The following is a 15356-nucleotide window of genomic DNA, read 5'->3' on the forward strand; positions in this document are numbered from 1 at the left end:
AAAGGAGAACGAATAATGTCACAGTTAAAGGCTTTGCTTACCGACCTGTATCAACTGACGATGCTTTACGGCTACTGGCTAGCCGGGCGGCACGAGGAAGAAGCGAGCTTCGACCTCTTTTTCCGCAAGCACCCCTTCGGCGGCGAGTTCACTATCTTTGCCGGCCTGGAAGATGTCATTACCTACCTCGAAGCATTCAAGTTCGACGATGATGACATCGCCTATCTCAAGAGCGTGATGCCTCATTGGCGGCCGGAATTCTTCGACTGGCTCAAGAAGCTTGACTGCTCGAACCTCCGAGTCGACGCCATCGACGAAGGCAAGCTGGTTTTTCCCAGCGTACCCCTCCTTCGTGCCAGCGGCCACCTCGGCATCGCCCAGCTGGTCGAGACAGCATTCCTGTACATGGTCAATTTCCCGTCGCTCATCACGACTCAGGCAGCACGCCTGCGTTTGGCAGCCGGTTTCGACAAAGAATGCCTGGAATTCGGTATCCGCCGGGCTCAGGACGCGATGCGGGCCTCGAAGTATGCCTACATGGGCGGCTTCGATGGCACGAGCAACGTCCTGGCTGGCCAGCGGTACGGCATCAAGGTCAGGGGCACTCACGCCCACTCCTGGGTAATGAGCTTTACCAGCCTTGCCCAGCTGCCGAACCGTATGATGCCCGACGCGAAAGGCGAAATCCGCGATTTCGTCGAAAGCGTCGAATACTTCCGCGCCATTTATGCGGGCGAGGGACAGCAGACGAATAGCGGAGAATTAGCCGCTTTTACGCAGTATGCCATGGCTTATCCCGACACCTTTCTCGCCCTGGTTGACACATACGACACGCTGAAATCCGGCGCACCGAATTTTTCATTCGTTGCTAGGGCCTTGAACAGCTTCGGCTACAAGGCGCTTGGCGTCAGGTTGGATTCGGGCGATTTGGCCTACCTCTCAACCAGGATCAGGGAAGTTTTCGACCAAGTGCCATGCTTGGCTGGCTGCAAGATCGTGGCCAGCAATGATCTGGACGAAGGCAAGCTGCTGTCGTTCAAAACGCAAAAGCACGCCATCGACGCCTACGGCATCGGTACGGCCCTGGTCACTTGCGCCGACCAGCCGGCGCTCGGCGGAGTTTACAAGCTGAGCAAGATCAATGGCGACCCGCGGATGAAGTTTTCCCAAGTTCCGGAAAAGAACACTATACCCGGAGTCAAAATACCTTACCGGCTCTACGGACACGACGGCAAGCCGATCATCGACCTGATGACCGGCGAAGAAGAATCTTCGCCGCAAATCGGAGAAAAGACGCATTGCCGCCACCCGTTCAACCCCTCCAAGCGCGCCATCGTGGTGCCTACCAGCGTTGAACCGTTGCATCGCTGCGCCTGGAATGGCTCCAGAATCCGCCCCTCGGCTTCTCTTGCTGACCGCCGGGAACTGGTTATCAGCCAGCTGCAAGGGATGCCCGAAGACATGTCGAGAACAGAAAACCCTCGGCCTTACAAAGTTGCGGTCAGCGAAAAACTCTACCAGGAGATCCAAACGCTGCGCGATACCGAAGTACCTGTTGAAATATTGAGTTGACGCCCAAGCGTCAGCATTTCGGCGGAGAGACCAGTTCTCTCCGCCTCCTTACTGGAGCTGCCGATCGATTCGGCATTTGCAGCAAGGAGGACGACCTTTGAAATAAGAATATCGATTACAGAAAGGAGCGACCCATGAAAACCAAAGGCAAGATTGTGTATTATCCTATTTTCCACGACCCCCAAAGGAACGGCTCGGAAAGGAGCGACAAAGTCAAGAAGTGGGTAGAGCAATTCCTGATCCCGGCCGGACTGGCCACGATGGACGAAAGCAAGGCTAATGCTTATCTGGTTGCGACCGGAGATGGCGGCCTCATGCGCATCGCCCACGAGAGGTATCAGCGCGGTAAGGCTATCGTCGGTATCAATTGCGGCCGCTTAGGCTTTCTCTTGAATCCGATCAGCGACATCACCGAGCTGCCGCAGTCATTCGAAGAGCTGACCCTCTTCAAGCTAAGGCTGTTCAACGTCACATTTGTTCACAGTGATTGGGGAAGGACGCACAGCGTCGTTTTCAACGATGTGGTTGTCGGACACGACGTCTCGGATTTCATCAGTTTCAAGATCAAGGGAGAGATGAGCCACTTTCCGGAGCGCAAAGTTTCCGGAACCGGGCTCGTCGTCGCCACGCCCCAAGGAACCACCGGCTACGCGCTAAAAGCGCGGGGAAGCATGGCAGTTCTGCCGCTCGAATCCAATAACTGGTTCATCGGCGGTATCGCCACCGGACCCTATCCCTGCGATGTGGTGACTCCGCAGACGATCACCATCGAGATGGAATCACGCGACCAGATCAACGGCTACGCAGACGGCAAGGGTTTCAAGGCGGAAAATATCCGTCAGCTCATCATCGAACCATCGGAGCACTCGATAGCGCTCGGCTTTATGAGCGGTATCGACTTCCAGGCTAGACGCACCACCTTGGCCCAGCAAATCGAACGAGGCGAATGATCACCCCAAATCGGAGGAGACAATGAAGAATCTGGAAAACGTAGTCATCTTTTCTACCAAGGCATCGCTGTATTTCGCTGAACTTATCGCCATGAGGCTCGGCCTCGAAGTCGGCAGCATCGAGCATAAGGATTTCGGCGGCGTTGAACAGTACTACCGCATCGGCATGGCCAACCGCGACGACCTCATCGGCAAGACCGCTATTTTCGTGGGCAGTACACATACGGATGACCAGGTCAACGAGCTTTATCGGGTCGGCAGCGCTCTCGCGGGTTATGGAACAGTCAGGCGGATCTTCGTCATCCCGTTTCTCGGCTATTCGACCATGGAACGGGCCAAATACCCGGGAGAGGTCGTGATGGCCAAGGTCATCGCACGCCAGCTCTCGAACATCCCGAATTCCGGGATGGGCAATGTTTTCCTGATGATGGATCTGCATGTCTCCGGCTTGGTACACTACTTCGAGGGAGATTGCCAGCGGTATGAGCTCTACGCCGAGAAACAGCTGACCATCGCGATGAGCGAGCTCAAGCTGGACAACTTCATGTTCGCTTCGGCGGATCTGGGGCGGCCGGCCTGGGTAGCGACTTTTGCCAAGCTCTTTCAGACCAGCTTCGCGCTGATAGACAAGGGCAGGGAATTCGATGAGACAGAAGTCCTGGCGGTGATCGGCGATGTCCGCGGCAAGAACGTCATCATTTACGATGACATGACGCGGAGCGCCACCACCATCATCAATGCTGCCAATGCCTATATCGAGCATGGCGCTACCGGCGTCTATGCGGTCCTGAGCCATTGCGCCTTGAACCACCCAAACATCATCGGCCATCTGATCAACTCACCCATCAAGAAGGTGATCACGACTAATACCCATCCAATATCCCAAGAAGTGGCCCACATCAGCAAGCTCCAGAGCCCACTCGCCGGCCGGTTCCAGGTCTGCGATGTCTCAGGCGAATTCGTCAGAACCATCCAGAAAGTCTTGAACAACAACTAGCACGACAAAACTGTTTTGAAAGGAGAGCATATGGAAAGACGGATGTTTTTCGGCAGGAACGGCGGCAAGGTCACTGAGGTGACCAAGGAGAAAGCCGCGGAAATGAAACCGCAACTGGTCCTGGACACGGCCTCGATGCTTGAGGAAAGGACCCACCTTTGCCACCACGACTGCCAGAATGACGAGATTATTGAATTCGTCCAGACATCTTACGATGGCTGGGGAAAATTCGGCTCGGATGGCGATCTGATCGTCGTCTGCTTTTACCGGCTTAACGAGGGGGCTTGTGTCGCCCAGATTGAGTTCATCGGACGGCTGCAGCGGTGCAAACCTTCTCTGGCAGCTGATATCATTCCGGTGATTACAGACAGCGAAGGCAACACTTTCTTCGTCCTGATCCATCGGAAATACGACCCGGGCAAAGGCAAGATCGCCCTGATCGGTGGCAACGAGGAGGTGATCGGACCCTACTTCCAGACTCCGACTGCCACCCTGCAGATGGAGGCAATGGAGGAAGTGAATCTGGTGCTCGTGCCCCAAGTTGGCGCCGAGCAGGATTTTTTCCACCGTCCGTTCATCCCGAGGGTGCCGGTGAAAGTCAAGCTCCGACAGCGCGAAGTCTCCGAGACCGACAGCGAATTGATTCTGCTCGGAACCTATGAGACTTCAGCAGAAGAGGAGAGGCCGCACCTGAAGGCCAAGCGCATCAACTGGACTACGGCCTACATCCTGCCGATCAGGGTAGATTTCCCGGTCGACAAGGAGATGCTGACCCGCTGGTTCCGTGCGGGCGATGATGCCGAGAAGATGGCATTCGTCAATCTGGCGACCGACCCCTATCCGGAGTTCGGCATCGGCCATCACGGCACGATCTTCTCCGACGCCATGGAAGCGCTCCGCCGGGAATACCCGATGAAGGTCTGCACTGCGCTCCACGAATAGTTATGTAATCGATATCCGAAACACGGGCAGGAATCCGTTCCTGCCCGCTTCACCCAAGCTTCCGAAGCCATTTCGGGGACTTAGGTGAAGCAGTTCATTACAACAATGAATATATCCGCAATCAAATCCAACCGAGAAAAAAGGAGGAGTACGATGCCGAACAGCGAAAAGAAAGCCAAGGTCGCAATCTGCCAGATGCCCGTAACATTGGGGCGTCCCGATCTCAACACGGTCTACATGGAGGAGGAAATCAAGAAGGCGGCTGCGGACGGAGTCGAAATCATCATCTTTCCCGAGATGTGCGTCCCCGGTTATCTGATCGGTGATGCCTATGAAGATGAGTCCTTCGTCTTTGACGTCCTTAATTGTAACGAGCGCCTGCGCTTGGCAACCAAGGACCTGGCCATTACGGCGATCTTCGGATCGATCAGCGCCCACGCGCAAGCCTGGGGCGAGGACGGACGGATGCTTAAAAGCAACGGCATCTTCGCCGCAGCGAACGGAGAATGGCTGTATCAGGGCGAAAAGTCTCTGCAACCGAACTACCGGATGTTCGACGACGATCGCCATTTCTGCAGCAAGCGCAAACTGCGCGACCGGATCGAGGCCAGCGCCAATCGTGCAATGACTATCCAAAGCATGTTCGAGACGGTAGAAATCCCGTTGGCAACCGGCAGCATCATTGCCGGTATTATTGAATGCGAGGATATGTGGGACAAGGATTATCCTTTCAGCCCCACCAAGATCCTGGTCGAAATGGGGGCCGAGCTGATCATTAATCTCTCGGCTTCGCCCTGGACCTGGCAGAAGAACCGCAAGCGCCACTCGGTAGTCAAGGAACTTCTGACCGAAAATCCGGTTCCTTTCGTCTACGTCAACAACACCGGAGTGCAGAATAACGGGAAAAACCTGGTCATTTTCGATGGCAGCTCGACAGTCTATAATCAGGCCGGAGACATCGCCCTCGAAGTGCCGCCTTTCTTTGCCGGAACCGAAACCTTCGACCTGTCCTGGGAGATGCCGGCAATCGAACCGATCATCCTGGATGACACTACTCAGCTGTATCAGGCGCTCCGCCATGGGGTGAAGCAGTTTCTCTGGAACATGCCGCCAGAAAGGCGCAAGATGATCATCGGCTTGTCCGGCGGCATCGACTCAGCCTTGGCAGCTGCCTTCTACGTCGACATCCTCGGCCCGAGAAACGTCTATCTCTACAACCTGCCGACCGATTTCAATAGCGACGAGACCAAATCAATTGCGGCGGAAATTGCGCGCAACCTGGGAACGCACTACGAAGTCGTACCTATCCAAGGCGTGGTCGACGCCATCGCCAAAGCCACCGGGTGCGATCCGGAAAAGGACGAGCTGACCTACGAGAATATCCAGGCGCGTGTGCGCATGGAGATCTTGGCAGCCGAGGCACAGAAGCTCGGCGGCCTGTTCAGCTGCAACAGCAACAAAGTGGAAGTCGCTTTCGGCTACGGCACAATGTACGGAGACATCGCCGGCTATCTGGCCGCCTTCGGTGACCTAGTCAAGCGGGAAGTCTACCAGTTGGCAGACTACTTCAACCGCGTCGTTTTCGAAAGGGAAATCATACCGCAGTCGTGCTTCAAAATAAAGCCCAAGGCCGAATTGAAGCGGGACCAGAAAGACCCGTTCGACTACGGCAACCTCGAAGTCCGCGGCTACCACGACGAGATGGTCCGCGCCATGACTGAATTCCGCTGGAATCCGGAGAAATTCGTAGAGAAGTATGTTGCCGGCAAGCTCGAAAAGGAGCTTAAGCTCGAACCGGGAACGCTCAAGCGGCTGTTTCCCAACGTGCGGGACTTCCTCTCCGATCTTGAAAAATCGTGGCGGTTGTTCTTTGACGCCTACCGCAAGCGGGTACAGGCACCACCCATCCCGATCGTAACCAAGCGAGCCTTCGGTTTCGACCTTCGCGAGGCGCTGATGAGCGCCCATTTTACAGCCCGCTACCACACTCTGCGGGACCTGGCGTTGAAAGTCTTTCCGGCGCCTCTGGAAATAGCCGTCTTCGGGGGAAGTTTTAATCCCCCGGGAAGGCATCACCAGGAAATCGCCGGAATGCTGACCATGTTCGACAAGATCGTTATCGTCCCTTGCGGAGCAAGGGCAGATAAGCCGTCGGCCAACATCGTGCCGATAGAACACCGCCGCGTTATGGCACTGCTCGCATTCCCCGAAAGCGAACGGATAAAGTTGGATTTGCATGATTTTGAAACCGGCGAATATACGCCTACCTATCTTTTGGATCGGCGCTACAAAGAGCTTTATCCGGGGTCGGAAATCTGGCATGTCATCGGTGAAGATATTATCGCCGGCGGTAGCAAGGGCGAATCAGAAATCCAGCGCACTTGGAATCGCGGACCCCAGATCTGGGAAACGCTGAATTGGGCGGTCTTGACTCGCAAGGGCTATGGAGCCGATAAGGCTGATCTGCCGCCGCACCACATGCTGATCGAGGTCGAAGGCGTCTTCGGGTCCGGGACACTCATCCGGGATCGTCTCAAGGACGGCTTTGCGATAAACGACCTGGTTTCCCCCCAAGTTGCGGATTATATTTATGAACACGACCTCTACCTCGAGTAGGGTCGCAATCGGTGCGCGGGGCAAGGCCACAAGCCTGCCCCCGCACCATCATTTCATCCATTCTGTCCGGATGCCAAGGCATGCGGCCAGATAAATAAAATGATAAAACGCTCGTTGAAAACAAAATAAATCACAGAAAGGAAAACGACATGAAAGAATGGTACGCACAGGAAGTCTACGAAGCCGCGAGAATGATCGCATCAACCGTCCTAGGCAAGCAGCTGCCGCTCGTAGTCTGCATAACCGGACCGACTTGTTCCGGCAAAAGCACGCTGGCGGAGGCGCTGGCCAAGGATCCGTTCATGAAGAGCTACCACATCGAGACCATCAGGTATGACGATTATATGCGTAATGCCGATGATCCGATGATGCCTAGGCTTGACGGAAAGATCATCTATGATCATCCGCAAGCCTATCATGGCAGCGAGTTCACGTCCCACGTCAGAAGCCTGATGCTTGGCCGAAACGCCGAGTCGCCGGTTTATGACACGGTGACAAACCGCCGTACAGCGGCGAAAAGGCCGCTAAAACCTCCGAAAATCCTGATTGCCGAAGGCCTGTTCGTCTTCGAGATGGTCAAACATCTTGATGCGCGCAAACTCTTCGTCTATCTCGATGTCTCTTTGGAGGTTTGTCTCAGCCGGCGCATCGACCGCGACACCAGGCTTTATGCAGTAACCGATGAACAGGTAAAAACAGTTTTCGGTACGCGTGTTTGGCCGATCTGGCAACCGTATGGCAAAAAACAGAAGGAGATGGCGGAAATTATCCTGTAAACCGTAAAAGGGGGAGGTGAAAGTATGACAGCTAATGAAGAGTTGGACGGAGCAGTCAAGCAGATCCGCGAATTGTGCGCCCAGTCGCCGTATGCCCAAGGCAAGAATTTTTTCGACCAGTCCTTGAGCAAGCGTCAAGGCGGGCAAGTCGGCGATCGTCATTTCGAGACGCTGCGCCGCGCCTATCAGGTCGTGTGCCGGGTGGCTGAGGGAGACTATTCCCAGCTGTTCGGCGCCTACATGGCCGACGAGGCCGGCGAAGAAGAACGGGTGGTGATCAAGATCGTGGACGATCCGGCAGATAACGATCTCCTGCAGAACGAATTGCGGGTGCTCGAGTATCTCCAGGTCCATCCCGGCAGCCAGCAGAAACATCTGCCCGTTTTGGTCGACCGTTTCGTAACGGGCGGCCAAGGAGGCGAGGATGAATGCCACGGTTCGGTGCTCAAGTATTTTGACGGATTAGACATCCTGGAAGTCAGGAATCGTCCGAAATTCGCCAAGGGCATGGACCCGTACCACGTCGGCTGGGTCCTCCAGCGGACGTTGAGCGCAGCCGGCTTCGCGCATTCGTGCGGAGTCGTCCACTGCAACATCGAGCCGGCACACATCATGATACGCCCAAGGAACCATGGCCTTTGCCTGGTCGATTGGAGCTACGCGGCCATCAACCCGCTGCAGACCGGCGACCGTTACCGGGTGTTCAACGAGATCGGCTATAGCGCTCCCGAAATACGGGACGGCGCCAAGCCTCATCCGTCCGCTGACCTGTATTCCATCGGCAAGAGCATGGTCGCCCTGTTAGGCGGCAACATCGCAACCGGTGAGATGCCGGGCGCAGTCGACGAGAGGTTCCAGAAACTGATCAAGCTGATGATCCTGGAAGACCCGCTAGCTCGGGCGCAAGACGCCTGGGTGATGCACCAGCTATTGAAACCGCTCCGCCAGGAAATCTGGGGCGAGCATGAATTCACGCCGCTCGAAGTCTGAGCTTAACCGACATGGAGGTGTCACGTGGGAGACGACTTTTACGACGACGATGTTGCTTCAAGGACCCGTTCGACCAGAACCGAAGCGTTCCAGCGCAGTACTGGAACCGGCAACCAGCGCACGACGCGCACGACCATCAGCCCGATACTGAACCCTCATGGGGTCAAGAAACGCGAAGCCCGCGATTCGGCTGATCACCCCAACACCACGCCGATCGTGGTCATCCAGGACGGCACGCTGTCCCGGGGGGAGGATTTCCTCTTCTTGTGGCAGAAGCTGCCGATGTTCATCGGCCAGATGTATCTCCAGAATTACGTGCCTCATCCGGTGCTGAGCCTGGCCGTTGTCGGCGATATGACCGACAAGGACCGGTTTCCGCTCCAGGTCTCGCAGTTCGAAGCTGACAACCGTCTCGACGTCGCCATGGAAGAATTCATCATTGAGAAAGGCGGCGGCGGCTCCGGTCAGGAATCTTACGAGCTGGCGGCATACTTCTACGCCACCAGGTCGGAACTCGACGCTAACAAGCGTGGCGAGAAAGGCTTCTGTTTCATCTTCGGCGACGAGCGCTTTTACGAGCATCTCGACCCCAAGCAGCTGAAGGAGCTGTTTGGCGACGACATCGACTACATCATGGATTCGAAGATGGTCTTCGACGCCCTGCAGGAGAAGTACCACGTGTTCTTCATCTACACCCGCAAGGCCTGGGCCGAGCGCAAAGCCGGCATCGACGAGGAAATCGCCAAACGTGTCCGCCAGTTCGGTGGCCGCGTCGACGATGTCGAGATGGGATTTTCGCTTATTTGGCCAACCCAGGACGACCTTGATCTGCGCGTTACCCCGCCGAGCGGCGAGGAGATATACTACGGTCACAAACGGTCGCGCTGCGGAGGTGAACTGGATGTCGATAAGAATGCCAACCCACCCTATACGACCAAGCCGGTAGAAAACACTGTCTGGGTCAGGGGTACAGCTCCGGCCGGACGCTACCGCGTTGTCGTACAGAACTACGCCTATCACAGCGGTAATTACAACGCAGTACCGTTCAAGGTGCAGAAGGTAGTTAACGGCGACGTCGAATTTTTCGAAGGCAAGACCAAAGCTGGTTCAACCGGCCCTGAAAGCAACGTCCTGTGCTTCGACTTCGACTACGATCCGAGGCAGCGACCGGTAGATGATACCGTTTATGCCGCCTACGATGACCAGGCGATTATCGCCCAATGGGCATCGGTTCTGCCGCACGAGCATGTCATGATCATTGATGACCCTCGTGCCGGTGTCGACCTGATGCTCGGCGCCATGGCCCTGAAATCCGGCTCAGCCGATCTGCGCAAGTATATGGCTGATATGGAGGCCCGAGGACAGGATGAAGAGCGCATCACCGTAGTTTCAACTGCCTTGAGCAAGCTAGCCAGCGCATCGGCCCCGGTCGCCAAGATCGACGCTTCGGCACTGCCTGACCGCAGCGGTCCGGCAAACCGCCGGAACCGCACCACCAGGATTTAACCGTCCAAACGGACGGGCACGGAATCCGTGCCCGTCCGCCAACTTTTCCATCGAGGAGGCTACATGAAAATAATCGCCACCCTGCCGCCGCCCCATCAAGCCGACAGGCTCAAAGCGGTGGCCGAACATCCGTTGGTCGAGGAAGCTCGATTCAACGTTGGCATGCGCACGCCGTATGGCCCGAAAGAGACATTGGAGCGCCTGCTTGCTGCCATGGGCGGCAAGCCGCTCTGGATCGATCTCAAGGGCCGCCAGCTGCGCATCATGCAGTGGGCCGTGCCCACCTACGGAGATATCATCCTGAGCCACAAGGTCAAAGTCGACCTGCCCGCCAGGATCGAGTTCCGCGGCGGGCAATATTCAGACATCGTCGAAGTTCGGGGCAACCGTATCTTCGTCGAACCGGACCCGCCCAGCGCCCTCGGTCGCGGCCAGTCCGTCAATATCCATGGTGAAAACCTGGAAATCGACGGCTATCTGACCCGTGAAGACAAAGCCTACATCAAGGCAGCCAAAGAACTTGGCATCCACCGCTACATGCTGTCCTTCGTCGAAGGCAGTCAGGATATCGAGGATGTGTTTGCTCTCGACTCCAAGGCTGAGATGATTGCCAAGATCGAATCCTTGAAAGGTCTCGCCTACATCGGAACCCTGGAGTTCAACGAGTATGTCGCTCTAAACATCGTACGTCCGATGGCGGCCAGGGATGACCTGTACGCCAATATCGGACAGGATAAATTCCGTATTTTCTCCGCTCTGCAATCTATCATCAATTCCACGTCGGAGGCCATCGTCGCTTCGCGTCTCTGCGAGTCGCTCCGAAAGAGTACTGAGCCGAGCCTGAGCGATCTGGCTGACCTGATGCTTCTGCGTCAGATCGGCTACCGTGAATTCATGCTCTCTGACGAACTTTGCAAGGATACTGACGCTTTCTTACGCGCCATGGAAACCTTGGCAGTACTTGGAGAACGGACGCGAGACACGGTCAGTCGGATTACGCTCGACTGAACAACAACCAACAAAGAATGGAGGTGGCGATATGGCTGATAAGATCATCGTCGTCACCGGCCTAAGTTTCGGTGACGAAGGCAAGGGAACGATAACGGAGTACATGGCACAGCGTCATTCAGCCGGATGCGTCGTTCGCTATAACGGCGGACCGCAGGCGGCCCACAACGTCGTGCTCCAGAACCAGCTGCACCATTGCTTCGCGCAATTCGGTTCAGCGACTTTCCAACATGGCGTCAAAACCTTTCTGTCAGAACAGACAGTAGTGAACCCCATTTCCTTATTATCTGAAGCAGACACGCTTTCAGAGCAGGGGGTCACAGACGCGCTGGAACGGCTGATTGCCAGTCCCTCGTGCCTGGTAGCGACCCCGTTCCACAAACACCATAACCGCATGCTGGAATTGGCGCGCGGCAACGCCCGCCACGGCAGCTGCGGCATGGGAGTCGGACAGACCATAAGCGATGCCCGCTACTTGGGCAACATGGCCTTACGTCTCGGCGATCTCAACGACAGCGAAAAAGCGAGGCACAAGCTCGATTTCCTCTGGCGCCTGAAGATCGACCAAGCAGAGCAGCTGCTCGCCAAACATACCGGCAATCAAGCATTGCGCCAGGAGTTTGACTTGCTAGCCGCTCCTGGCTATGTCGAAGACGTGTTTGAGGCTTACGCTTCAATCGCGTCCCGGCTCAATATCAGCGATCAGCCGCCTACAAGCGGCACACTGGTATTCGAAGGAGCGCAAGGCATGCTTCTTGATAACACCTACGGTTTTCATCCGCACGTCGCAAAATCTGACGTCAGCCCCAGGGCAGCCGTCCGTTTGGCAACCAAGCATTGGCCAGGCCATGAGATCATCAGAGTCGGCGTGCTCCGCGCTTATGCTACCCGCCACGGCGCCGGACCATTCGTGACAGAGGATATCATTCTTGCTGAAGCGATTCCGGACAGGCACAACAGCTTCGGTGATTGGCAAGGACGCTTCCGCGTCGGCTGGTTCGATCTCGTAGCTGCAAGCTACGCTATCGAAGCCTCGGGCGGAATCGATTGCCTAGCCCTGACCAACCTGGATCGCATCAGCGATTTCGGGGTAGTCAAGCTTTGCATCGGTTATGAGTATTCCGGCGACCAGCCGCTCGATGAAGATTTCGAGTGGCGTCAATTCGGCGGGCGAAAAGTGATAGAAAGGATTAAGGCAGACGCTAATCCTAGCACGGAGAAGCAGGCGGCATTGTCCGGCATCCTCTATGATTGCCGTCCCATATACCGCACCTTGTCCATCAGGGACCCAAAAGCCTACGTCCAGCGCTTGGAAACAGCGCTCGGCGTTCCTGTCGCTATCGTCTCATCCGGACCGACACTTCAAGATAAGGAGGAAATTTATAGCTTATTTTAGCAATTTTTTGAGTAAAAAGTTGGTATTCCGAGAAGGTTTGCGAAAGTTGACAAATTACCGTAAATAGGTTAAAGTCAAAAATCGCTGTCCTTTGAAAAAATATCCAATCTAAGCTCAAAAAAAGAAATCAGCACCCCGCAGTGATAGTTTTGTAGTTCGGCCCTGAAGCGTAAGTCAACGTCAACCATCAACAGCCCAAAGGAGAACAGACATGGAACAGCTCTTGGCAAGAATCGCAGCATTCGCAGCAGCAGTCAGTAAGACGGTCGAAGAAGTGACCGAGGCTCTCAAGCAGTACCTCGGCGAGTTCAACGACAGTACCGCTGAAATCCTGGCAGATGAGGCTTCCACCCCGATCGAAGACCTGAAGCCTGTCCTGACCGACGACGGTCCCAAGATCCCGCTGCCCGTCCTGAAGTTCAACCTCTACCTGCTGCGCGGCAAAGAGAAAGTGGCCGAACAACCGGCTGCCGCTCCCGTACCCGCCGCAGCACCCGCTGCCTCCGGCTTCGCCACCGACGTCCTGCCGGCCGTTCCCGACGATGACAGCTTCCTTGAAGCGCTCAAAGTCGGCGGCGTCCTGCGCGTCGGTACCACCGAAGTCATCTGCGCCATCCGCTCGGCCCTCGCCAACCGGGTCGGTCTCTATGACCTGCCCAAAGTCCTGCTCAAGCTGATCGAAGAAAAGGCGATAAAGTCCCGCAAGCCCAGCGGCCCCGAGTACTACGAGCTCCAGAAGCTCGTGACCCAGCGTTCCTACGCCGAGATTTTCCGCGCCCTCGAAGTTCCGGGCGAATTCGCCACCGAAGGCCGCAAAAACCAGCTGCTCGACCGCATCGATCCGACTCTCTGGGACGCCCTTTTCAGCTTCCAGAACCAGCTGATCGGCTGGCGCGACTCCTGGTCCGCCGGCATGGCCAATCCGATGATGATGTTCAGTGTCATGGCCATGGGTTCCGCCGGTCAGCCTTTGCCCCCCGGCATGATGACCCCGCCCGACACCGCTCCGCTCCGCGATGCGGCCGAGAGCGTGATCGAAACGATCAACGCCGTCTTCGCCGGTCCGAGCATCCCGATCGTCCGCGCCTTGGCCTGGGACGCCCAGCGCGTCAAGAAGCTCTTGACCGATGAGCGCCTTCCGGCCGCCTGCGGTGCCGTCGACGCGGAGCAGATGCTCCTCGACCTCGACGTGGCCGTCACCTCCGATTACATCCGCCTGGAACGCTCGATTGTCCGCTACGCCCTCGGCATCATGGAGTACCCGAAAGTCACTCCGGGCAACGAGGAGTATAATTACGTCGGCGCCCTCTTGCAGCTCGGCCTGAGCATCCCCTGGGACAAGCTCCCGGAACGCTCCGACAAGAACGGCAAGAAGAAAGCGGGATTCGAGAAATTCTAGAACAGTAACGCACCTTTGAAACCAAGGGTGGTGAGCTTAAGCAATACAGCTCATCACCCTTTTTTCGTTTCAAAAATTCCGAATGAAAGGAGAATGCCCATGGGAAGCGGATGTTCACGAGACTCATATGAAGAAAGCTTTTCGCGCACCAAGAAGGCCTTTACCGGCGATGCTGGTACTCGAGCCAAAGAAAGTGAAGCCCGCGGAGAGCGGATACACCGTGCCAAGGAGACCGTAACCGAAGAGAAGCACGAGGAAACGAGAGAAGAGAAGGTCGACCCCAGCAAGATCAGGCTCGGCATCACCAAGCCAAGCACGACCGCCAAGAGGGTCCATATCTTCCTGGTCGACAACTCCGGCTCCAACCGGGCGATCGCTGAAGGGCTGCGCAAGTCATCGGGTTATCTTTCCGCCGTTCACGGCGTAATCGACCCCGAATCAGACTTTGCCAATATCTTTTTCAGCGACCACTGCGACGGTTCGCGCATCATGCAGGAAGTGGATTACGTGCCGCCGACACCCGAAGGCGACCTGATCCTGCTCTCGACCATTTCCCGGATCTATCCCGCCGGTGGCGGCGATGCTCCGGAAGCGATCGAGTGCGCCATGAAGCGCGCTTGCGAGCTCGACTTCGGCGGCGCCCTGTACAAGCACCTTTATCTCGTCAGTGACGAAGTGGCGCATGGCATGGGCAGATCAGGAGACGACGGCTGTCCGCTCCAGGTCAACTGGCGCGACGAGCTCGAGCGAGTCCACGAGACTTATGACACCTTTGAGGTGATCGGCTGCGGCAATGAAGCCAAAGTAGCTGAGCTGCAGAAAAAATTCCTGAGTCCCGAACGCCTGGCCTACGATTTTATCGACCTTTCAGCCATCAAGGAACACGAGCACCGGCTCGGCATCACTGCCAACGCCATCCTGTTCCTGGTAGCGCGCAAGCAGGGAATCCAGATGGTCGAGGTCTTCCTGGCCGGCCTGTATGAGAAATGGCTGGCCAGTCCAGTCTTCGGAGCAAACACCGAAATGAAAGCCAAGGAAGCCATCCGGCGTTTCGGCAAATACCTCGAAGCGCCTGAAAGCGAGATCGAGGCGATGATGCAACGCGTGCTGGTGTAAACCGGCCAAACCCCGGGCCAGGAGGAGACTCCTGGCTCGTTTCACTCCAAAGGAGGTGATAGCTCGTGAGCAGACAGTATAAAAGAAG

The 15356-nt window shown here is 56.2% G+C and carries 12 protein-coding genes; all 12 read left to right on the plus strand.

Translation table 11 applies throughout. From position 1 onward, the window contains the following. Positions 1-15: 15 nt before the first annotated feature. The 12 genes from pncB to HGA34_00150 all read left to right on the plus strand — a co-directional run bounded on the left by pncB (position 16) and on the right by HGA34_00150 (position 15268). Entirely contained in the window at positions 16-1572 is a 1557-nt protein-coding gene (pncB, locus tag HGA34_00095) for a nicotinate phosphoribosyltransferase (GenBank protein ID NTW21929.1), read from the plus strand. 134 nt (positions 1573-1706) lie between these two features. Further along, on the plus strand, positions 1707-2522 hold the full coding sequence (locus HGA34_00100) for a hypothetical protein (GenBank protein NTW21930.1): 816 nt from the start codon (positions 1707-1709) through the stop codon (positions 2520-2522). Between the two features lie 22 nt (positions 2523-2544). Beyond that, positions 2545-3519, plus strand: a complete 975-nt coding sequence (locus HGA34_00105; protein ID NTW21931.1) for a ribose-phosphate pyrophosphokinase — start codon at positions 2545-2547, stop codon at positions 3517-3519. 30 nt (positions 3520-3549) lie between these two features. Continuing rightward, positions 3550-4461: a hypothetical protein gene (locus HGA34_00110; protein ID NTW21932.1), complete on the plus strand. Its 912-nt coding sequence runs from the start codon at positions 3550-3552 to the stop codon at positions 4459-4461. A 105-nt stretch (positions 4462-4566) separates the two neighbouring features. Beyond that, positions 4567-7077: an NAD(+) synthase gene (gene nadE / locus HGA34_00115; protein NTW21933.1), complete on the plus strand. Its 2511-nt coding sequence runs from the start codon at positions 4567-4569 to the stop codon at positions 7075-7077. 149 nt (positions 7078-7226) lie between these two features. Beyond that, entirely contained in the window at positions 7227-7853 is a 627-nt protein-coding gene (locus HGA34_00120; protein NTW21934.1) for an AAA family ATPase, read from the plus strand. Positions 7854-7877: 24 nt separating this feature from the next. After that, positions 7878-8843: a serine/threonine protein kinase gene (locus tag HGA34_00125; protein ID NTW21935.1), complete on the plus strand. Its 966-nt coding sequence runs from the start codon at positions 7878-7880 to the stop codon at positions 8841-8843. A gap of 24 nt (positions 8844-8867) precedes the next feature. Beyond that, positions 8868-10349, plus strand: a complete 1482-nt coding sequence (locus HGA34_00130) for a hypothetical protein (protein ID NTW21936.1) — start codon at positions 8868-8870, stop codon at positions 10347-10349. A 63-nt stretch (positions 10350-10412) separates the two neighbouring features. Next, on the plus strand, positions 10413-11357 hold the full coding sequence (locus HGA34_00135) for a hypothetical protein (protein NTW21937.1): 945 nt from the start codon (positions 10413-10415) through the stop codon (positions 11355-11357). A gap of 31 nt (positions 11358-11388) precedes the next feature. Further along, complete coding sequence (locus HGA34_00140; protein NTW21938.1) at positions 11389-12753, plus strand: adenylosuccinate synthetase; 1365 nt, start codon at positions 11389-11391, stop codon at positions 12751-12753. Between the two features lie 211 nt (positions 12754-12964). Then, complete coding sequence (locus tag HGA34_00145) at positions 12965-14152, plus strand: hypothetical protein (GenBank protein ID NTW21939.1); 1188 nt, start codon at positions 12965-12967, stop codon at positions 14150-14152. Between the two features lie 99 nt (positions 14153-14251). Beyond that, positions 14252-15268 (plus strand): hypothetical protein, encoded by a 1017-nt coding sequence (locus HGA34_00150; protein ID NTW21940.1) that lies wholly within the window; start codon positions 14252-14254, stop codon positions 15266-15268. Positions 15269-15356 lie beyond the last annotated feature (88 nt).

It is taken from the genome of Candidatus Falkowbacteria bacterium (assembly GCA_013336275.1).
Taxonomy (GTDB): domain Bacteria; phylum Patescibacteriota; class Patescibacteriia; order Patescibacteriales; family GWE2-39-37; genus JAAXUA01.